This window comes from Streptococcus sp. HCA-5024 (genome assembly GCF_037890265.1).
GTDB lineage: Bacteria > Bacillota > Bacilli > Lactobacillales > Streptococcaceae > Streptococcus > Streptococcus lingualis.
This window is the reverse complement of record NZ_JBBKBR010000002.1, coordinates 392,811-414,440: the sequence shown is the minus strand read 5'-3', so window position 1 is coordinate 414,440 and position 21,630 is coordinate 392,811. Positions and strand designations below refer to the sequence as shown.

Annotated in this window: 21 protein-coding genes and 1 CRISPR repeat array; of the genes, 2 read left to right on the top strand and 19 right to left on the bottom strand. The window is 43.6% G+C overall.

From position 1 onward, the window contains the following. Positions 1-3: 3 nt before the first annotated feature. Both WKT08_RS05650 and WKT08_RS05645 read right to left on the bottom strand, forming a co-directional pair. Positions 4-810 (bottom strand): dihydroorotate dehydrogenase electron transfer subunit, encoded by an 807-nt coding sequence (locus WKT08_RS05650; RefSeq protein ID WP_340280662.1) that lies wholly within the window; start codon positions 808-810, stop codon positions 4-6. Positions 811-995: 185 nt separating this feature from the next. Then, a complete protein-coding gene (locus WKT08_RS05645; RefSeq protein WP_340280660.1) occupies positions 996-2,420 on the bottom strand; it encodes a DUF6688 domain-containing protein in 1,425 nt (474 codons plus the stop codon). 242 nt (positions 2,421-2,662) lie between these two features. On the opposite strand from WKT08_RS05645, the gene WKT08_RS05640 reads away from it, so the two are divergent. Beyond that, complete coding sequence (locus WKT08_RS05640) at positions 2,663-3,571, top strand: LysR family transcriptional regulator (RefSeq protein WP_049485765.1); 909 nt, start codon at positions 2,663-2,665, stop codon at positions 3,569-3,571. 120 nt (positions 3,572-3,691) lie between these two features. Here WKT08_RS05640 and WKT08_RS05635 read toward each other — a convergent pair whose 3' ends face one another. From WKT08_RS05635 to rpiA, 13 genes are all read right to left on the bottom strand, one after another. Beyond that, the gene (locus WKT08_RS05635) at positions 3,692-4,165 is read right to left on the bottom strand and encodes a hypothetical protein (protein WP_049485766.1); all 474 of its coding nucleotides are present in this window, start codon (positions 4,163-4,165) and stop codon (positions 3,692-3,694) included. A 146-nt stretch (positions 4,166-4,311) separates the two neighbouring features. Beyond that, the gene (locus WKT08_RS05630) at positions 4,312-4,638 is read right to left on the bottom strand and encodes a hypothetical protein (RefSeq protein ID WP_340280656.1); all 327 of its coding nucleotides are present in this window, start codon (positions 4,636-4,638) and stop codon (positions 4,312-4,314) included. Between the two features lie 54 nt (positions 4,639-4,692). Beyond that, the gene (locus WKT08_RS05625) at positions 4,693-5,706 is read right to left on the bottom strand and encodes a hypothetical protein (RefSeq protein WP_340280654.1); all 1,014 of its coding nucleotides are present in this window, start codon (positions 5,704-5,706) and stop codon (positions 4,693-4,695) included. A 144-nt stretch (positions 5,707-5,850) separates the two neighbouring features. Next, entirely contained in the window at positions 5,851-6,822 is a 972-nt protein-coding gene (locus WKT08_RS05620) for a hypothetical protein (protein ID WP_049485769.1), read from the bottom strand. Between the two features lie 124 nt (positions 6,823-6,946). Then, positions 6,947-7,678 carry an NAD-dependent protein deacylase gene (locus WKT08_RS05615; protein WP_340280650.1) on the bottom strand — a complete coding sequence of 244 codons (732 nt, stop codon included), beginning with the start codon at positions 7,676-7,678 and terminating at the stop codon, positions 6,947-6,949. Next, positions 7,679-8,446, bottom strand: a complete 768-nt coding sequence (locus WKT08_RS05610) for a hypothetical protein (protein ID WP_340280648.1) — start codon at positions 8,444-8,446, stop codon at positions 7,679-7,681. Beyond that, the gene (deoD, locus tag WKT08_RS05605; RefSeq protein ID WP_003007097.1) at positions 8,446-9,156 is read right to left on the bottom strand and encodes a purine-nucleoside phosphorylase; all 711 of its coding nucleotides are present in this window, start codon (positions 9,154-9,156) and stop codon (positions 8,446-8,448) included. Before deoD ends, WKT08_RS05610 begins: the two co-directional genes overlap by 1 nt. Before the next feature lie 353 nt (positions 9,157-9,509). Next, entirely contained in the window at positions 9,510-10,223 is a 714-nt protein-coding gene (locus WKT08_RS05600) for a type 1 glutamine amidotransferase (RefSeq protein WP_195423130.1), read from the bottom strand. Then, positions 10,220-11,452 carry a chloride channel protein gene (locus WKT08_RS05595; RefSeq protein WP_340280644.1) on the bottom strand — a complete coding sequence of 411 codons (1,233 nt, stop codon included), beginning with the start codon at positions 11,450-11,452 and terminating at the stop codon, positions 10,220-10,222. Before WKT08_RS05595 ends, WKT08_RS05600 begins: the two co-directional genes overlap by 4 nt. A gap of 4 nt (positions 11,453-11,456) precedes the next feature. Continuing rightward, positions 11,457-12,266, bottom strand: a complete 810-nt coding sequence (locus tag WKT08_RS05590) for a purine-nucleoside phosphorylase (protein WP_003007090.1) — start codon at positions 12,264-12,266, stop codon at positions 11,457-11,459. 12 nt (positions 12,267-12,278) lie between these two features. Further along, positions 12,279-12,824 carry a DUF1697 domain-containing protein gene (locus WKT08_RS05585; RefSeq protein ID WP_049491156.1) on the bottom strand — a complete coding sequence of 182 codons (546 nt, stop codon included), beginning with the start codon at positions 12,822-12,824 and terminating at the stop codon, positions 12,279-12,281. Between the two features lies 1 nt (position 12,825). Beyond that, positions 12,826-14,037, bottom strand: coding sequence for a phosphopentomutase (locus WKT08_RS05580; RefSeq protein WP_003003757.1), 1,212 nt, complete (start codon positions 14,035-14,037; stop codon positions 12,826-12,828). A gap of 248 nt (positions 14,038-14,285) precedes the next feature. Further along, positions 14,286-14,957, bottom strand: a complete 672-nt coding sequence (gene rpiA, locus WKT08_RS05575) for a ribose-5-phosphate isomerase RpiA (RefSeq protein ID WP_045759368.1) — start codon at positions 14,955-14,957, stop codon at positions 14,286-14,288. Between the two features lie 162 nt (positions 14,958-15,119). On the opposite strand from rpiA, the gene mnmE reads away from it, so the two are divergent. After that, a complete protein-coding gene (gene mnmE / locus WKT08_RS05570) occupies positions 15,120-16,493 on the top strand; it encodes a tRNA uridine-5-carboxymethylaminomethyl(34) synthesis GTPase MnmE (RefSeq protein WP_340280639.1) in 1,374 nt (457 codons plus the stop codon). Between the two features lie 38 nt (positions 16,494-16,531). On the opposite strand, the gene WKT08_RS05565 is transcribed toward mnmE, so the two are convergent. The 4 genes from WKT08_RS05565 to cas2 all read right to left on the bottom strand — a co-directional run bounded on the left by WKT08_RS05565 (position 16,532) and on the right by cas2 (position 21,629). Continuing rightward, entirely contained in the window at positions 16,532-17,344 is an 813-nt protein-coding gene (locus WKT08_RS05565) for a PrsW family glutamic-type intramembrane protease (protein ID WP_340280637.1), read from the bottom strand. Between the two features lie 153 nt (positions 17,345-17,497). Next, on the bottom strand, positions 17,498-17,989 hold the full coding sequence (locus WKT08_RS05560; RefSeq protein ID WP_024055603.1) for a hypothetical protein: 492 nt from the start codon (positions 17,987-17,989) through the stop codon (positions 17,498-17,500). Positions 17,990-18,158: 169 nt separating this feature from the next. Next, positions 18,159-19,127 carry a DUF6287 domain-containing protein gene (locus WKT08_RS05555; protein WP_340280634.1) on the bottom strand — a complete coding sequence of 323 codons (969 nt, stop codon included), beginning with the start codon at positions 19,125-19,127 and terminating at the stop codon, positions 18,159-18,161. A gap of 110 nt (positions 19,128-19,237) precedes the next feature. Continuing rightward, a CRISPR array of direct repeats spans positions 19,238-21,189; the repeat unit is 32 nt; unit sequence ATTTCAATCCACGCCCCCGCGAAGGGAGCGAC. Between the two features lie 146 nt (positions 21,190-21,335). Next, the gene (gene cas2 / locus WKT08_RS05550; RefSeq protein ID WP_013903483.1) at positions 21,336-21,629 is read right to left on the bottom strand and encodes a CRISPR-associated endonuclease Cas2; all 294 of its coding nucleotides are present in this window, start codon (positions 21,627-21,629) and stop codon (positions 21,336-21,338) included. Between the last annotated feature and the right edge of the window lies 1 nt (position 21,630).

Genomic DNA, 21,630 nt, shown 5'->3' with positions numbered 1-21,630 from the left:
CTCCTACATCACAATCGTACCGGTTTCAAAGACCGGTCCGTCTTCACACACGCGCTTATTGGCTGATTGACTTTCATTTTCTAAATGCACTACACAGGCATAGCAAGCACCCATCCCACAGGCCATACGCGATTCCATAGAAATGTAGGCGCGGGGATGATCATGGAATTTGGTATTGACATATTTGAGCATGCCAGGTGCTCCACAAGAATAGATAGCGTCAAACTTCTGGTCCATCTGATCAATGACCGTAGAAACATAGCCCTTAGTGCCATAAGTCCCATCGTCTGTCGTTACAGTGACATGTGCAACCTGAGAAAGCTCTTCTTCCAAAATGACGGCTTCTTTGGTCGCAAAGCCGACAACCACTTCAACTTCCACGCCTTGCTCATGGAGTTGTTTGGCCACTTGGACCAAAGGAGGAACACCGATCCCACCTCCAATAATCAAGGCTTTCTGACCTTGGCCGAGATCGGTGAGATCAAAGCCATTTCCCTGAGGCCCCATGACACTGAGTTTGCTACCGATTGGCAATTGGGAAAAGATAGTTGTGCCCCCACCTTCGATGCGGTAGATCAAGCGACAAGTCTGTGTCTTACGGTCAATCTCAGAAATTGAAATCGGACGGCGAAGGAGCTTGGACCCATCAGGGACGCGGATATGAAGGAATTGACCTGGCAGCATCTGCGCCACCATTTCCCCCTTTAAGATCATAGAATAGATGCGGGGAGCGATCTCTTCTTGAGCGACTAGCTCCATCTCCTCCATCATGATTTTTCCAAAGCGTTTTTTACAACTGTCACTGACCATTGGTTTCCTCTTCTTTCTTCCAGCAAAAAAGACCTCGCAAAAGCAAGGTCCCACAAATGATCAGCTAGACTCCGTCCGCTGATCTTTTTTCTGTCTTTCCTTGCAGGCCTCTCTGGACCTCTTAAAGGTTAAATTTGTCTCATTATATCGCGCTCCTTCTCGCTTGTCAAGTAGAAATCGGTAGCTTACGAAGCTTTCTTGGGGTCAAAATCTTCTGGGATCGGTTTGATGTATTGCATGGCAATTCGATTTTCAGGCTTACGATCAACTAGATAAAGAACAAGTAAAAAGAGCCATTCCAAGGGTTTCATTAGGTAGTAAATCAGGTCCATAGCCCATTTCTTCTTGATGTGTTTAGCAAAGGGATAGCCATAGCGGTCATAATTGCGACGCAAGAAGCGATGGAATCGTGGCGTCTTTTCTTCTAGCACCTGCTCAAAGGCATTGGCAATACAAAGCTGGCGATTGACAACGACTGGATGACCGTGGCGCACGCCCATCCGCTGGGGCTTGACAACTTTTTCATGACCACCAGCCGCAACCGTACAGAGATAGTGCTCATCAATGATAAGATTCTGAGGAGGGATCTTCTGTGAGAAGGCCCAGTCTGCCGTATTGGTCCAGGCCTTGATCATGGAATCCGGTTGCTGCCCAAAGAGCATGAGAACAAGGACAACAAGGGCAAGGGTTGGAAGAGCGATTAGGACCGCTAGCCAAGGCCAGTTACGCGACTGGTTTAAGAGCTGATGGAACCATTGAAGTAGACGATTCTCATAGGCCATCTCTGTTCGATCTTCCTGCCACTCCTTGATGCGAACCCATAAGAGATGGATGGAATAGATCAGTAAGAAAAAGGTGTGAAAACTTGCTACCTGCAGTTGATTATCAAAAACTAAGAGAAGAACCACTCCTCCTAGAATGCCACTGATGCAGAAGACATTTGCTAACGGCGAGAGTGAATTCGCATCCCGGTAGGAATAAATGATCAAGGCTAGTAAAGTAAGAGCTGCCAGTGTAAAGAAGGTCGGATAGGCGCCAGACCAGATCAAGGCATGTTTCTGAGAATTGATCAAGGGCTCATTCCATTCGTAAAAGGTCATATCCTTGACGATGAAAATAAAAATCGCTTCGAGAAAGCAACCAAAGAGACCAAACCAAAGAACAATTGTAGGCTGTTGCTTTTTCTTTTTGGTAGGATTAGGACTAGGTGATTCAATTGTGAATGTATCCTCTTCTATCACTTCTTCGCCCTTCACTGGCCCTCTATCTTCAAACAAATCCGGATCGTTGAGAGCTTCTTCCTCTGCTTCTTTGAACTGGAGGCTGGACCACCGACCGATCCCATAGATAATGACAAAAATATTGGGAACAAAAAGGGCTAAGGTCACACCATAGGGCAAAACCTCCATCGTAAAGGACACTATAGCAAGAAAACTAAATTGAATGAATGGATCCTTAATTGCATAAATCGACTCACTAACAACAAAATAAATGTAAAAGGCTAATAGAATCAGTGCATTGGTCACAAAATTGATCTGCAACAGACCGGCTGTGAAATGGGTTTCCAATTCCTTATCCTTTTTCTTATACCAGGAAACGAGTTTTTTCATAAGATCTCCTCAATCAATTTTTTACCATTCTATCAATCAGATCTTACCTTCAGCAAGGCAAAACTGTATTTTTCCATCAAAATCAGTCCCCAGATGGAGATTTTGTTACCAATTTTCTATTTTAAATTATTCGATCTAGCCTACTTCCTATTACCTACCTCAGCCTGTCTTATTCTATGATACAGTCCTTGAAAGACCACATTTTACGGGAAAAACGCGTATTTTTATGTTAAAATAAAAGCATGAGAATACAACAATTACAATACATTATCAAAATCGTCGAAACCGGCTCTATGAATGAGGCCGCAAAACAACTCTTCATTACGCAACCTAGCCTTTCCAATGCCGTCAAGGACTTGGAAAATGAGATGGGAATTGAAATCTTTATCCGTAATCCTAAAGGAATCACATTGACCCGCGATGGGATGGAGTTCCTCTCTTATGCCCGCCAGGTGGTGGAGCAGATTGACCTCTTGTCCGAGCGCTATAAAAATCCCGTGGGTTCTCGTGAGCTTTTCAGCGTCTCTTCACAGCACTACGCCTTCGTGGTTGAGGCCTTCGTTTCTCTCCTCAAGAAAAGCGACATGGAAAAATACGAGCTCTTCCTACGGGAGACGCGGACTTGGGAGATCATCGATGACGTCAAGAACTTCCGAAGCGAGGTTGGCGTACTCTTTTTGAATAGCTACAACCGGGATGTCCTCTCTAAGATGCTGGATGATAATCACCTGATTGCTACCCACCTCTTTACAGCGCAACCTCATATCTTTGTCAGCAAGACCAATCCTCTTGCCAAGAAGGAGATCGTTCACTTGTCAGATCTGGAAGATTTCCCATACCTTAGCTATGACCAAGGAACCCACAACTCCTTCTACTTCTCAGAAGAGATCCTCTCTCAAGAGCATCATAAGAAATCCATCGTCGTCAGTGACCGGGCGACCCTCTTTAATCTCTTGATTGGTCTGGATGGCTACACCATTGCGACCGGGATTCTCAACAGCAATCTCAACGGAAATAACATCGTCTCCATTCCCCTTGATATCGAAGACCCGATCGAGCTGGTCTACATCAAACATGAAAAAACAGCCCTCTCAAAAATGGGAGAAAAATTCATCGAGTACTTGCTTGAGGAAGTGAAGTTTGAAAAATAAAAAATATCTGAGTGTTCATCTTCACTCAGATATTTTTTATGGTCATCTCTATATTTAGAAATCAATATGGGTCAACAACTTGTATTCACAAAATCATTCCAACATCCATAATTTCTGAAATTAGTTAACATTTTTACTAAGTATTTCAGTTGTGTATTCATTTTTATCTGTGTATGTTTTCGATTGTGATAAAACTCTAAAACCTTTAATGTTCTTGCTTCGGTCTTTCATGATATATGTATCTGTTATAGTAGTTTTAAATGAATTTCCTGTCATACGAATTCCAACCGGTTGATTAGTAAATCGATCAGAATAAAATAAATAAACAGAAAATTTTTCTTGACCAATATTTAAACTATTTCCACCATGATCAAACCGTGTATCCCAATAATTGTGTGATTTTGACTGATCATAAGCATCAAAAAACCTTTGATTCCTTTCTGCTGTATTCATAACAGATTGCCGAAAGAATACTGGGCGGAAAAAAGTAAATTCTGGTTCCGTACCATATTGGTAGTAAGTTTGTAGTTTTCCACTCTTTGGATTTCTAACTTGAAATCTAATCTCATATGGATATTCTGGTATTTGAACCAAAGTATCCCCTTGGTAGAGCATTAAAACTAAATCAGTTCTATAAATATACCTGTGTTCTACCTTTTTTAGATTTGGAAAACGGTTAGATAGTTTCGTAAGAAGTTCATTATCTAAAATTCTCTCGCTAAATGCAGGACCAATTGATCCTACATCAAAAGAATGTCCGCTTTACTTTTATCAGTAAAGGTCACATGTATTATTCTGTGACTACCATATTCATCTATGTCTGTTCGGATAGATTCTTTCCATTGTCCATTAGATGGTTTCATTTCTATGTCATCATGAATAAATTCGAAATTGATGTCTTTGATAATCTTTTTCTGTGGCTTAATTTTACTGGTTTTGTAATTGTACACATCATAATAAATCGCTCCTGGCTCAAATAACTCAGGTTTTAAATAATAACGTAGGGCAATATAACCGATGAATACACCAAATAAAGCCAGGTAGATATGTTTCTTCTTAATTTCCAACTTCTTCACCTCCTAAAGATGGACTCTAGTAACAAGATTGAAACCTCTTGTTTCTTACTTACGAAATATTTTTTTTCTTGCTCTTTCACTATCATCATAATAATTTCTCAGTTCGTTGAGGACTTCTTTTTCATACTCCTCTTTATTGTTTTCTGTATAGATCTTTTGTGTAGTCTGTACTTTCATCCGATCATTTTGATCACGCTTTATCAGTTGTGTACGGGTAACTGTTAATTTAAATTTCGATCCTGTAGGATTTATATTAATGGGAAGGTTAGATAAAGAATCTGAATAATACCAAGTATCGTAATAAAATTTATATTGATAGGTATTTGACAATTCTTTAGAAATGGTATCGGCTCCCCTGTCCCAGTAACCCTTCCAACTGTTATGGTAATCATCATAAAAAGATTGCATGTCTGCTTGATTCACATCTTTTTTAGTTTTTAAAAACACAGGTGTATTGGTTTTCTCCGGCAAATTTCCATATTCATAATAAGTTTGCAACTTTCCATTTTTTGGATTCTTTAGGTCAAAACGCGTAACAGCTTCTATTTCTGGAACTTGATAGAGAGTATCCCCTACATACATCATTCCAGCTAAAAAGGCAATTTTGAAACCACTATTTTTCTCTGTGATCACATTTGGAAATCTTCGGAGCATTTCTTGTTCTAATTTTTTATCATATAGTAATTTACGACTGAAGGTTGGACCCATTCGAATCGTCTTTTCTAGGGGAATTCTAATTTTTGAACCATCTTCTAACGTGGCATGTAAAATGACATCCCCACCATTAAAAAGGCCAAGATCAGACCGAGTTTCTTCCGACCAAGTTAACCCTTGAGGAACCACTGATTTTTCATAATAAATAAATTCAAGATTGATCTCTTTTACTTTTGCTTTTTTGGGCTCGATCTTCTCTGCTTTGTAGTTATAAACTCTGGTATATTGATAGTCCTTATCAAATAAACCAGGATCAACATAATTTTTCAAATATTGATAAAGTCCAAAGAAGAATAATCCTAAAGCTACTAAAACAAGTGGCAATTTCTTTTTTAACTTCTTCATGCACGCCTCCTAGGAAAATTTAATACATTATAATATAAGGAAGAAACCCGAACAATCTAACCTATTGTCCTAATATAAATATAATCCATAAAAATGTTGAAGTGTTTCACTCTAGAATTGAAATAAACTAAACTCCAGCTTGTATTATTCTACTATGATTTTTGGTTTTTTTCTGTCAAGAATTTCATACGTGTATTCAGTTTGATCAGTGTAAGTTTTCGATTTTGAAGTAACTTTTTCACCCTCGCTATCCTGATCTTCATTTGGTAAAATATAGGTATCTGTAATCGTTGTTTTAAATGTATGTCCCGTAGGGCTAATTCCAACCGGCTGATTGCTTAATCGATCGGAATAAAATAAACGATAGTAACGATACCCTTGCGAAATTGATAAATTAGCATGTCTAAATTCGAAATCTCTATCCCAATAATTTTTTTTACTAGATTGGTTATAAGCATTAAAAAATTCTGGTTTTTCATTATATAAGTGTGCTTTGTTTTGTAAAAAGAATACTGGTCGAAAATAATTAAATTTAGGTTCTGAACCATATTGATAGTAAGTTTGGAGCTTACCATTATTTGGATTTTTCACCTGGAATTGAATCACTGTTTGTTTCTCTGGAATTTGAAATAAGGTATCTCCCTGATAGAGCATTAGAACAGATTCTAAAGAATGATATTGAACAACATCAATGGGTTCTACTAACGGGAAACGAGACGATAATTTTTTATATAATTCATCATCCAAATTTTTCCAACTAAATGACGGACCAATTGAATCTGTTTTTAAGGGAATATCCGCCTTACTGTTATCAGTAAAAGTCACATGTAATATTGGGTCATTACGATATCTATCAATATCTGTTCGTATGGTCTCTTTCCATTTTCCATCTGTAGGCCTTTGCTCATTTTTATCATGGATAATTTCGATGTTAATATCTTTGATAATCTTTTTCTGTGGTTTTATTTTACTAACTTTGTATTGATAGACCTTATGATAAGTATACTCTGAATCAAACCAATCTGGCTTAATATAATACCGAAGACCGATGTAGCCAATAAACAGACTCACTAAAGCAAGAAATACAAATTTTCTCTTCATCCTCAACTTCTTCATACTCACCTCCTTAAGAAAATCTATTTCATTATATCATAATCAGATACATTCTTATAGCGCTAGTCAAAAGGGAGACATAAAAACACCTGAAACAAGTGGATTTCCACTTCTCTCAGGTGTTCTTTTATTGTCTTAATTGTGAAAATACTTGGCCAATTTTTCCTTCAATAACTAGGTCTGCTTGCTTGTCTTGTGGGATACTGGTTTTATTGATGACAACCAGCTTCTTCCCTTGGAAATACTGGATCAAGCTGGCTGCTGGGTAGACCACAAGGGAGGTACCGCCGATAATCAGGAGATCAGCCTCTTGGATGGCTTGGGCTGCTTGGCTAAAGACGTCCATATCAAGGGACTCCTCGTAGAGGGTCACATCCGGCTTGACAACCTTGCCACAGTCCAGACAGTGTGGAACCGGGCCTTCCAAAGCTAGAAAGGCCTCCAAATCATAAAATCGCTGGCAACCCGTACAGTAATTGCGGTCGGCACTGCCGTGGAGCTTCAAGACTTTTTTAGAACCAGCCATTTCGTGGAGACTATCGATATTTTGTGTCACCACCGCCTTGAACTTACCAGTCTCTTCAAGCCACGCGAGATAGCGATGGGCAGCATTGGGCTTGGCATCTGGGTAGAGTAGGTATTTCTTATAGAAGTCGAAAAAGTCCTCTGGATAGCGCTCAAACATGGTATGGGAGACCAATTGCTCGGCTGTCAAATGCCGTCCTACCTGAACGCTATAGACACCGTCTGAGCTTCGAAAATCCGGAATATTTGACTCCGTGGAAACTCCTGCCCCACCGAAAAACACGATCCGATGACTCTGATCAATCATCTCCTGTAGTTGAGCAATCTTATCCATCTACTTCTCCTTTAGTAGCTCTTCCATCACAGCATTGGCCTGATCAAAATAAAAGTTAACTTGATCGTAATGAATGCCTGTGTAGCTTGCAAGGTCAACCAAATTCTTCATAAAATCCTGAGAAGAGAAACCCGTCGTCCGATGGAGCTCTTCTTCATCAAAGGGCTTGATCAAGTGGGCCAAGGGATTGCGAACTGATTTTTCTAACTCCCGCAATTGTTGGGCCGCAACTTTGACGCTATCTGGCAAATCCAACTGCACAATCAACTCCGTCAAACTGGACGAATTGACCACACTTTCGCTGTGGAATTGCTGCAGGATAGGATTGTCGGACGCATGCAGGCTCTCAAACTTCCAACGGTCATAACTGGACTCTTTGGAGTTATGAATATAGTTTGTAATATCAGGAATTTTCAACTGAATCAATCTCATAAAGATCCGATAGATGGCTGGGCTGACGGCACGAACAAAGTCAATAATCTGCTCATTTCGCAGCTTCGCTTCGAGGTCATAGAGGTAGTTGGCCAACTGCTCATCTTCTGGATCTTCATGCCAAAAAAGTTGAAAACCAGTAGCTTCTAGCAACTCGGTTCTCAACTTTTGATTCATGACGGGTTGGATATTAAGCTCTCGACGCTCCGCCATTAACTGTAGTAAGCTCACCAACAAATCCGGTACTTCTTCCTGCTGCTTGATAGAGCGCAGAGCCCGACTGTAGTGATAATTTTGGAGATCGTAGAGCCATTCATCATGAAGGAATTTTGCCATTAGTCTGCAATCAAGGTCTCAAGACCAACTTTCATCATGTCTGTGAAAGTATTTTGACGTTCTTCAGCAGTTGTGTCCTCATCTGGATTGACCAAACTATCTGAAATCGTCATGATAGCAAGGGCATCCACATGGTGTTGAGCAGCAAGATAGTAAAGGGCTGCTGCTTCCATTTCTACAGCTTTGACACCCCATTTACCAAGCTCGATGTTCTTTTCACCATAGTTTGAATAGAAGACATCTGATGACAAGACATTGCCGACGTGGGTCGTCATACCAAGGTCTTTGGCAATGTGGTAAGCCTTGTCTAAAAGATCAAAGCTAGCGATTTGTGGGAAATCGTATTGAGGCCAGTCGTTGCGGATGATATTTGAGTTGGTTGCAGCAGCTTGTGCCAAGACCAATTCACGAACATGCACATCCTCATTCAAAGAACCAGCCGTTCCCACACGGATCAATTTCTTCACGCCGTAGTCGACAATCAACTCACGCGCATAGATGGAGATTGATGGCATCCCCATTCCAGTCCCCATGACAGAAACACGATGACCTTTATAAGTACCCGTGTAACCAAACATGTTACGGACCTCGTTGAAGCAAACAGCGTCTTCAAGGAAATTCTCAGCAATAAATTTCGCACGAAGAGGATCCCCAGGAAGAAGAATTTTATCAGCAATTTCACCCTGCTTAGCAGCAATATGGATAGACATAGTTTATGATACAAAGAGCGACCAGAAAGCGACTGAAAATTAGGAATCTGACGAGAAATCCTGATTTCTCAGTCAGATTATCTATTTTCCGAGCTTTCCGCTCGTGTTCAAATCAGAACACATGCTCTACCTTTCTTTTTTATTTTTTAGAATAGGCGTTAAAGAGGCAAAGTAAAAATAGGAAACTGACGACGCATCGCAGATGCTAGACAGTTTATCTTTTTTACACAGTTCTCCGCCCGTATTCAGTTCAGCGAATACGGTAAACCCATCCTTTCTTTTTTTATTGAGTAATTAGGAGAGCTTTCCGCTCGTGTTCAAATCAGAACACATGCTCTACCTTTCTTTTTAATTTATTTTGTTAATGAATCCAAAAATGCGTAGAGTTTGGCATTCATTTCTCGATAATCGTAAGCACGAATGGCTTCAGGTTTTTGAACAAAGGTCAATTTTTGACTTTGTTCTTCCAAAACATCTTCACCGTCAGCAGCAATCAAGAGATCGACTGCTTCTGGATCAAATTCCAAGTGGGCTTGGAAGGCATAGTGTTTCGGACTGAAGCGAATCATCTGACGTGGACACCCTTGACTGGTCGCAAGAACAACAGCATCTTCTGTCAATCCGGGCATATCACCATGCCAGTGACCAGTTTCAAGAGTTTTTCCAAACTCACCGACATGTGGATCTGTCAGTCCTTCAGGCGTCAAGGTCACAGGATAAACCCCAATTTCGCGCTCAGGACTGTGTTCATACTTTGCACCATAGGCAACAGACAGGAGCTGGGCACCAAGACAGACCCCAACAATATAACGATCAGCCTTCATGGCCTTTTGAATTAGCTCGATCTCTGCCTGAGGATCGTAGTATGGAAAAGCTTCTCGATCTTCATCTGGCGATTGAGGTCCTCCCATGACGATCAAAAAGTCAATCTCATCCACTGACTCTGGTAAGATTTCATTCTCATAGACTTTAGTCGTGGTCACTTGATGACCACGCTCCTGTGCCCATTTTAGATAAGCGCCCGGCACTTCAAAGGTTTCATGCAGTACAAAATGTACCTTCATCATTTCTTCTCCCATCTCTTTCGAATCACGTATGACAGACCAGCCGCAAGTACAAGCGGAATAGTCAAATTCCAAGTTTGGCCTGTAAATCCAAGGCTCAGGGCAATGGCTGTCAGAGGAGCTTCTAGGGTCGTCCCTAAAAAGACGGTCGCTCCTAGTAACATCCCTAGAGCAGGATCCAGATGAATCCCAAGGACTTTCAAAAGCAAGGTCACTAGGTAGCCAGAACCAATCCCAAGGGCAAATGATGGTGTCAAGGTACCCCCATAGGCACCATTGCGCAAGAGGAGGTAAACTATAAGCCCCTTCACTGCAAGAGTCAGTGGAAGATAAGGAATCGGCTGACTAGACAAGAGGGCTTGTGCTAGTACCTGGCCGTTTCCCATAAAGATAGGGAAAAAGGCTACTAGGCTCCCCAGCACTAGAAAGGCTAGAGGAAGAGCCCAAAGAATCGTCCCATCCTTCCGCCTTTTGTGACTAGCCCGCTTGGCAAGGAAAGCAAAGACCAGAGCCAAGGGAGTGACCAAGAAAGCAATCACAATAGCCTGTAAGAAGCTGCTAGACGACCATGAGACTGCGGACAGGTGATAAACAGCCTCCTGACCAACGATGGACTGAGCAACCCAGGTGGCCAGATAAGTACTGGTCAAAACCAGTAGAAAATTCTGCCAACTGTAGGCGAGTCCTAAGGTCTCAAAGACGAACAAGCTACTGGCAAAGGGGACCTGATAGACCGCAGCTAAACCAGCTCCAGCACCACAGGCAATCAAGACTTTTCGCTCTTTGAGAGCTAGTGAGAATCCCTTCGCCAAGCGACCAGCTAGAAGAGCCCCGACCTCACGTGGGGCTCCTTCTTTTCCGACCGATGCGCCTGCTCCAACAATTGCCACCTGCATCCCTGCATGAAGGAGGTGGGCTAAGGGCGCTGGTTCCCTGTCTCCAGGTAAGTCCATTTGCTGGCGAATAGACAGGATCTGATAACGCCTTTGCAGGAGATACCAGAAGCCAGCTGCCAAGCACCCAGTCACACACAAGACCAGAAATCTACGGAGACCTCCAGCTTCTTGGAATTGATGGAGTAAATCGGAACTAGCTTGGCCAAAGGCCAGTCCCTGCACTCCTTCTAGTAGATAATGACAGGCAATTCCGACCAGACCTGTTCCTATTCCCAAGGATAAAGTAGCTAGAAGTAACCTCAGTCCGTAGGGCAGACTTTGGAGTCGTACTTTCATTGGATTAGAGTTCAGCAAGAATCGCTTTCAGCAATCCTTTGAAGTCGCCTTTGACGCGCTCTGTCACTTCTACCACTTCTTCGTGGTTGAGCTCTTCTTGGAAACCAGCCGCAAAGTTGGTAATACATGAAATACCAAGAACCTTCAAACCAGAGTGTGCTGCAATGATGACTTCCGGAACGGTTGACATTCCGACAGCATCTGCGCCAAGTGTCTTAAACGCACGGATTTCAGCTGGAGTTTCATAAGTTGGACCAGTCACACCGATATAAACCCCATCATCCAATTTGATACCCAATTTGTCTGCTACTTTATGAGCAGTCTCACGATATTCTGGAGTGTAGGCTTTTGACATATCTGGGAAACGTGGACCAAAGTCATCCAAGTTTTCACCGATCAATGGGTTTTGACCAGTCATATTGATGTGGTCTGTGATGGCCATCAAAGTACCAGGACCAAAGCCGATACCACCGGCAGCGTTGGTGACAAGAACCCCTTCACATCCCAAAACTTTCATGACACGAACTGGGAAAGTCACTACTTCTAGTGGGTTTCCTTCGTAGAAGTGGAAACGTCCTTGAAGGGCCAAAACCTTGCGTCCAGCAAGATCACCATAAACCAATTTACCCGCATGGCCGACAACCGTTGAACGACCCCAGTTTGGAATTTCAGAGTAGTCTACTACGACTGGATTTTCGATTTCTTCAGCCAGTTCTCCAAGACCTGATCCAAGGATCAAGCCAAACTCAGGTGCTTCCATTCCTTTGCCTTTCAAAAAAGCAGCTGTTTCATTGATTTTTGCTAATAATGTCATTGCATATCTCCTTTATGATTTCCTTAAAAATTGGCCAATTTTGTCAAATGTATTGGCATTGCGAATGGTCAACAGACGGTAATCCGGCATCTTGAGGACTTGTTTGTGGTAAGCGGTCTTTGTATAGGTCTCTTCTGAGTATTTGCCCCAGTAGATCCCAAGTCTTCCACGATGGATGATTTCATCACCGAGCGAAAAAGAGGAGACCAACTCCCAGACAGCATCCTGATTGAGGCCTTCTGTGTAAAAGAGAACATCCTTGCGGGCCAGATTCTCCTGCCACCAGGCTGGTAGAGCAGCGAGATCTCGCGCATAGTCCTCAGCTGAAAAGAGAGAAAAAGACTGGATAAAGGGATAGTGATCACGAAAGAAATGTCCCAGCAAATCTACCAATTCTTCTTTAGAACCTGCTGATTCAAAGAAGATATTGCCACTATTGATGTAGGTCTCTACCCCATCCAGCCCGATCGTTTGAAGCTCCTCTCGAAGTTCTGCCATCACGACCTTGTTTTTCCCGCCAACATTGATCCCTCTTACGAGGAGAGCGAAGCGTGTCATCTTAGTTCAATTTGTCTAAGAAGCTTTCACCGATCATGGCTTTTTCAACACCAAAGTTCTCTGCAATCGTTGCAGAAATATCAGAGAAATGTCCAACTGGAATCACACCATTGCCCTTGAAGGATGGGCTATAAGCCAAGAATGGGATGTATTCACGAGTATGGTCTGTACCAGCGTAGGTTGGGTCATTCCCGTGGTCTGCAGTGATCATCAAGAGGTCATCTTCACGCATAGCTGCAATGATTTCTGGCAAGCGTTCATCAAATTCGTGCAAGCAATCGCGGTAGCCGTGAGCATTGCGGCGGTGACCATAAAGAGCATCAAAGTCTACCAAGTTGGTAAATGAGAAGCCTTCTTGGAACTCAGGAAGTCCCATGGTCTTAATCAAGGTATCCATACCATGGCTATTTGATTTGTTGTGGCCCATATCGTGGTTGATACCAGCACCGTTGAAGATATCGTTGATCTTACCAACTGCATAGGTATCAATACCTGCTTCGTTCAACTTGTCCAAAACAGTTGGCGCAAATGGTGAAACAGCCAAGTCACGACGGTTAGCTGTCCGTGTGAAGTTACCTGGTTCCCCAACATAAGGGCGGGCAATGATACGTCCTAGAAGAGCTGGACGTTCCAAAGTGATGGAACGAGCGTATTCACAGATACGGTATAGTTCATCCAAAGGAATGATGTCTTCGTGAGCTGCGATTTGAAGGACAGGGTCTGCTGATGTATAAATGATCAACTCACCCGTCTCCATTTGACGTGGTCCAAAGTCATCGATGACCGCTGTACCAGAATATGGTTTGTTAGCTTCGCGGATGACCTTACGTCCTGAGAATTCTTCAATTTTAGTCAAAATTTCTTCAGGGAAACCATTCCAGAAAGTATCAAAAGGTTCTGTAATATTAAGACCCATGATTTCCCAGTGACCTGTCATGGTGTCTTTCCCAAGAGAGACTTCTTGCAATTTTGTCGCATAACCAGTTGGGTTACTTTCAGCTGGCACAGTCTTCAATGGTACTTCACGAGGAATATTTCCAAGACCGATTTTGGCCATGTTTGGTACATTCAAACCGACGGTTTTAGAGATGTGGCCCAATGTATCAGATGCTCCATCTGGAACTCCTGCATTGACAAAGTTATTGGCATCTGGTGCAGCACCGATCCCAACTGAATCCAGCACAACTAAGTGCATGCGTTTAAATTTTGACATATACTGCCTCTTTCCTTTATTAAACTAGCTATATTATACCATATCCCTATAAGAAGAGAGCCGTTGATAGATCCGAGGCTGGGACAAAAGTCCTAGCCTCTCAATTATTTTTGGATTGTCGAGCAAGACGCAGTGGTTGAGTGGGCTCTACTACGCTGATTTCATCAGCTTTTACAGCCCTACTCAACTGTGCGGAGGTGGGACGACGAAATCGAATTCTAACGAATTACCGATTTCTGTCCCACTCTCTATTTTTCGATGATGACAGGGCCATCTGGTGTCCCTACAATCACTTTTGAAATCATGTTCAAGAATAAACCGTGCTCGACAACCCCGACGGTGTGATCCAGTTCATTGGCTAGAGCTTCTGCATCCTCGATCACATTGAGATCCAAGTCAATGATGAAGTTGCCTTGGTCAGTGACGAATCGTTGATCATCCGCGAGACGGAAAGCAGGATGGTAACCTTTTTGCTCAAAGTGACGGAAGAGATTTTCAGCCCCGTATTGCACTACTTCCACTGGAAGTTTGAAAGCCCCAAGAGTTGCGACTTGTTTGGATTCATCCACGATCCAAATGCAATCTTTTGAATTGGTTGCGACGATCTTTTCCATGAGGAGAGCACCACCGCCACCTTTGATCCCGTTCAATTGAGGATCCACTTCATCTGCGCCATCCACTGTTACATCGACCACTTCAACATCGTCGATAGCCTTGAGCGGAATGCCTAAACTTTCAGCCTGATCATAGGTCACACTCGACGTTGTGACAGCTGTGATCTCCAAGCCTTCTTCTTTGATGCGACGACCCAATTCAGCCACAAAATAATAAGCAGTTGACCCTGTACCGAGACCGACAATCATGCCGTCTTTGACAAACTCAGCCGCTTTAATTCCTACCTGTTCTTTTAGGTTTACCATCATAGACCTCCTTTTATATTCTCTTACAGTATAGCATATTCTGAAAGAGATTTCACTAATTAATTGAAAACCTTTCCAGCTTTTAGTTCTAAAAGCAAAACCTTGCCCGTCTGCTGACTTTACGATAGAATAGAGATGAATATACAGGAAAAGAGAAATGACATGATTACTAAAGAATTTGATACCATTGCTGCCATCTCGACACCTCTTGGTGAGGGGGCGATCGGGATCGTCCGCTTAAGTGGGACAGACAGTTTTGCCATCGCGCAAAAGATCTTTAAGGGAAAAGATTTAAGCAGCGTGGCTAGCCACACGCTCAACTACGGCCATATCGTAGATCCAGATAAGAACGAGATTCTCGACGAAGTCATGGTTGGAGCCATGCGCTCGCCGAAGACCTTCACCCGTGAAGACATCATCGAGATCAATACCCACGGCGGGATTGCTGTGACCAATGAAATCCTGCAATTGGTGATCCGTGAAGGCGCTCGTCTGGCAGAACCTGGTGAGTTTACCAAGCGGGCCTTTCTGAACGGTCGGGTCGATTTAACACAGGCCGAAGCCGTCATGGACATCATTCGCGCCAAGACCGACAAGGCTATGAACATCGCCGTTAAGCAACTAGATGGTTCCCTGTCTGACCTCATCAACAACACCCGCCAAGAGATCCTCAATACTCTGGCTCAGGTCGAAGTCAATATCGACTATCCTGAGTACGATGATGTTGAAGAAGCAACCACTGAGATCATCCGTGAAAAGACCAGTGAATTTGAAGCCCTCTTGACCAACCTCCTCAAGACTGCCCGTCGCGGTAAGATCTTGCGTGAAGGGATTTCTACTGCTATCATCGGTCGTCCAAACGTCGGCAAGTCCAGCCTCCTCAATAATCTTCTTCGTGAAGAAAAAGCCATCGTGACCGATATCGAAGGAACCACCCGTGACGTTATCGAGGAATACGTCAACATCAATGGGGTTCCCCTCAAACTAGTCGATACAGCTGGTATCCGGGAAACCGAAGACATCGTTGAGCAGATCGGTGTCGAACGGTCGAAAAAAGCCCTCAAGGAAGCTGATCTGGTTCTTCTGGTTCTCAATGCTAGCGAGCCCTTGACCGATCAAGATCGCCAACTCCTTGAAATCTCTCAAGATAGTAACCGCATCATTCTCCTCAATAAGGTCGATCTCCCGCAGCAAATCGAGTTGGACGAGATTCCTGCCGATCATATCAAAATTTCTGTCCTGAAAAACCAAAATATCAACCAGATCGAAGACCGGATTAACGCCCTCTTCTTCGAGAATGCTGGACTGGTCGAGCAAGATGCTACTTATCTCTCAAATGCCCGCCACATCTCTCTCATCGAGAAAGCTGTTGAAAGTCTGCAAGCGGTCAACGAAGGCTTGGCCCTCGGTATGCCGGTCGACCTGCTCCAAGTCGATCTCACCCGAACTTGGGAAATCCTCGGAGAAATCACAGGGGATGCTGCTCCAGATGAGCTCATTACCCAACTCTTCAGCCAGTTCTGTCTTGGAAAATAACAAAAATGCGTATGTGTGCAAACATACGCATTATTTTTTTATTTTCCTTGTTCTAATCGCTCGACGGTTTGATAAGCTTGGTAGATTAGGAAGAGCCCAGTAGCATTCAAGACTGGAATCGCAATCGGCAACTCGGTCACGATTTGTGAGAAGGGTGAATTGCCAACAAAATGGAGTCCAAACCCAGCTACTAAATATCCCCAGCCTGCTAGACGTAGATCCTTGCGTCCTCTGCTTGCTTGGACAATTAGGAAGAGCCCCAGCATGACAAGGACTGTGTAAACCCAGTGAGACATGGGTGCATTGGCCACACGGCCGAGAATCCCTGACACCGTGTAAGAGAAACCTTCCGGCAGATCCTGACGGATATAGGCAAAATCCTCCACGATCTGGAAACCAAGACCAGAGGCAATCGCCAAGAGGAAGATCGACTTGATGCGACGAACACTGAACAAATAGAGGACAAAGAAGATCGGAATCAACTTAAAGGGTTCCTCAAAGAGAGGCGCAGCAATGGCACTCTCGTACTGGTTCCAAAAGTCGCTATTTGGAGCGATCGCTTGAATCATGTCATGGAAATAGGTATTGGCAAAGCTAGACAACCAACCGGCAACAAAGCCCCCACCTAATAGAGAAAAGAGAACCGGTACCCAAGACAACTTCCACTTCTTAGCAAAATGAAAGAGGGCCCAGACAGCAGGAAGCGCATAGACCAAAAGGATCAGGGTAGAAAGTCCCACAATCCCATACTGACTACCAGACATCCAGCCTTCTGTCAGTGACTGGGTCTCATAGGCTAGGCCGATCGCTAGCAAGAGTAAATAGAGAAACAAAATCGATTTGCGTTTCATAAAAGACCTTTCTAAAGTGAAATGAAAAAGGCTGGAAGCCCAGTCTTTTCCGAGTACTATCATTGTAACAGGATCAGCTTAAAAAAACAATAAATGTGGATTAGTGAGAAAAATATAAAACGTAGATGGCGACAAATGGTTGACTAAATTTAGTTACTTAATCACCAACGCTCCATTTTCCTCCGTCGCCAAGAGCTTCTCATCTTTATCATATATTTTAAGTTTTATACTGCTCGGTTTGTTTTGAGTTGCATTGTATTGCTTTACTATCTCTTCTTTTAAATCAAAAAGCGTCTTACAATAATCTTTTGGATTTATATTTGCTAAAGATAGCATATTTTCTGATACAGAGAAGACAAGGATCACATACTCTTCATTATAATACACTTTCGCCATCTCAATTTCGCCATTGATTTGATTTTGAAGCATATAAGCAAATACTACATTAGGTTTTTCATTTCCAACCAATGAGGTAGGTGCTTGATTCATCCCTTTGACCACTGATTCTTTACTTTCCTTTGTAGAATCTTTTACATTCTGTTCAGTAGACTGCTCTTTTTTGTCTTCATTCTTCACTTCTTTTTGCACGCACGATGACAGAAATAGCGATAGAATGGTCATTGTAGCAAACATAGTTTTTTTCATAGATTTTCTCCTTTTGTTTTGACAAGTAGAAAACGACCTGTAATTGACCAAAATTGCATAAGCTTCCTGTAAAAGATATTCCAAACCTTTAATCTTATAACCAAATAGGTCATTAGAACTTTAATAGTTTAAAAAATTTTTATCTATTATTATTTTAGCATAATCACTCTTACTTCAGTACTGCAAGAATCTGACGAATCATGTCTGGATCCCCAGATGGCAATGTCACCGTTTCAGCATGGTCCAAAATCCCTTGGGTAAATTGCGTCATAAACTCCTCACTATTGAGTTCATCCGCAGACTGTTGCCAGTGGCTCGGTACAGGGTAGATCGTGACTGTTCCATCACCGTTGGATGCATAAGTGATATTTCCTTCAGCTGAATAAGAACCAAACAGATGACGCACATCTTTTGGATAATCAACGCCCAAGCCACCATTATAAATCTTGGTTCCAGCTGCACTATTTGAAATATTTAACTTGGAAGGAACGTTCTTAATCACATAAGCCCAGACACGCGCAGCTTCGACCTGAGCATCGGTGTAGCCTGGATAATCATTCTGATCAGCCTTCTTCGAAGACTTTACCTCGCTATCCGATCGAGTATTCCACTTCTTGGCCTTACTCGTCTTAGATGTACTACTGCTATCGTCTGTATCAGCTTGCTCCCGATCTTTCGGTTGCTCTTTCTTGCGATAGTAGAAATTGTCATCATCGCCATAAGCCGGTGACTGACCAGCCCAGATCCTATCCTTGGACTTATCCGAAGCATCGTCTTTGCCCGCTTTCTGACCTTTTGGAAGGAGCAAGAGACCATAGCCTCCAACACCCGACTTGGCACTAACCGTCATCTCAGCGACCTGGTCCTTCTGCTTAAAGCTCGATACATCAAGCTCAACATCCTCGCTGACCAAACCCTTGTCATCAAATACCAGCTCATTGCCACGACCATCGATCCAAGTCCCCTTGATACTCGAATAGTCCTTAGCCTTAATGGCTTTCAAATCCATACCAGACTGTTTTTTTTCTGAAGTGCTGGACTGCTGGGTATCCGAACTCTTAGGCGTCACCGTCTTCTGAGGACGACCACACGAAGCCAAGACCAAAGCAGAAAGCATAATCAAAAAACCTTTTTTCATATCAATCTCCCTTCACACACCTACTATTTTAGAAAAATAAGAAAGGAACGTCAAAGAAAAAGTGGAGATCTATAGAGCTGATCTGTAATATCAAAACTTTTTGCTAATGAATTTCACTACACGTTCCAGTGAAGGGAGCGACCGAGAGGGGCGTGATCTATGATCCACTTTACACCAATTTCAATCCACGCTCCCGCGAAGGGAGCGATCAGCAGGGAGTTGCAAACAGATAATGCTATCTGTATTTCAATCCACGCTCCCGCGAAGGGAGCGACAACCTTTACACAATTCCCAATCAACTTTTACAGATTTCAATCCACGCTCCCGCGAAGGGAGCGACAAGGGCGCTATACGGTGACTATAAAAGGTTACGGATTTCAATCCACGCTCCCGCGAAGGGAGCGACCTTTTGGTGAAGGCTCAAATCCATCAATATTCTTATTTCAATCCACGCTCCCGCGAAGGGAGCGACGCGAGCTTCGTGCAAGCGTATAATATCAACCTCTTTATTTCAATCCACGCCCCCGCGAAGGGAGCGACTTGATTTCTAATATTTTAGCCTTGTCTTCTTTGTTATTTCAATCCACGCCCCCGCGAAGGGAGCGACCACGCGCGAATTTGACCCAGAGCAAAACGTCTATATTTCAATCCACGCCCCCGCGAAGGGAGCGACAGGTACATCTACCAACGAAATACTGGGTATGGTAATTTCAATCCACGCCCCCGCGAAGGGAGCGACGACACAATTAAGATGGAACTTACAGATATTCTGATTTCAATCCACGCCCCCGCGAAGGGAGCGACGAGGATTACTTATCTTCCCGCAATATCTCACGGATTTCAATCCACGCCCCCGCGAAGGGAGCGACCACCTTCATAGCGATAAGCAGCAAAGTCAACAATATTTCAATCCACGCCCCCGCGAAGGGAGCGACGGGACAATTGGTCGCAGAATGATACACGGTATCATTTCAATCCACGCCCCCGCGAAGGGAGCGACAACGCCTTCAGTCAAAATGCTCGCAGATTTACGCATTTCAATCCACGCCCCCGCGAAGGGAGCGACGAGAGGCATTCTTAAGGCCATCTACTGCTCCTTATTTCAATCCACGCCCCCGCGAAGGGAGCGACGGTCAGCAGGTAGCGGTTGGTGCCGCATCATTGATATTTCAATCCACGCCCCCGCGAAGGGAGCGACAACTCTTCCACGTCCTCAATGATAGTAGTCAAAATTTCAATCCACGCCCCCGCGAAGGGAGCGACACTAATTTCGGCCAGTTAAACGCTGACGGGACTATATTTCAATCCACGCCCCCGCGAAGGGAGCGACGAGCTGGGATTGAAGTACCTCAAGGCCAAAGCAATTTCAATCCACGCCCCCGCGAAGGGAGCGACCCTGTGCTTGACCCACGTACCAAGATAGGCTCTTTATTTCAATCCACGCCCCCGCGAAGGGAGCGACCTTTCAATTCTTTGGCTATAATCTTCAATTGTCTTATTTCAATCCACGCCCCCGCGAAGGGAGCGACACAAGGGTACAAACGGCTTTGCCGAGATGGCGAAATTTCAATCCACGCCCCCGCGAAGGGAGCGACACATTTCAAAGCGCAGACAGGTAGCTATTTCCATATTTCAATCCACGCCCCCGCGAAGGGAGCGACGCCTTGGGAGTAAACGACCGTGGAGAAGGTAATCCATTTCAATCCACGCCCCCGCGAAGGGAGCGACGAACTCCAAGCGGTCAAGAGATAAAACTTTCTAAGATTTCAATCCACGCCCCCGCGAAGGGAGCGACTCCGTTACGATGCCTTTGTCCTTGACAGCAAGAAATTTCAATCCACGCCCCCGCGAAGGGAGCGACGGGGCGGTAGCCTTTAAAGCTGTAAGCTCAGCCATATTTCAATCCACGCCCCCGCGAAGGGAGCGACAGGCCTATACTATACAACGCAAACGAAACAGCGTTTATTTCAATCCACGCCCCCGCGAAGGGAGCGACACTTTCGAAGGTGGTATTATTCGCGGAAATAACGATTTCAATCCACGCCCCCGCGAAGGGAGCGACAGCGCAAAGTTGCACCGTTTATGGCTAAAATTGATTAATACAAGGGAATTATTATTCCCTAAAATTCAATTTTGCCATTAATTTTTCTAATTTTTTGCGCGAAACCCCTGCTATTTTATGAGCAACTTCGATTCGCACTCCTCGTTTTAAAGTATTAATACTCCTATATCAGGATCATAACTTGTATCTCGTCCAATAGTCTCCACTCGATTTTGCCAATTTTTCCCAAGAAAATAAAATCGAATACTGTCGGAATCAGGGTCAATAATATCTAGTAACTTAGACTTTATTTCCACAAATTCTGCGGGAGCTACTGAACATTCAAATACTGAATTTTGAACACGTTGGCCGTAATCAACACACAGTTTTGCAACATGGCGCAGACGCTTCCTTCCTTTTGCTGTTTCAGTATTGACATCATATGTCACCAGTACCATCATA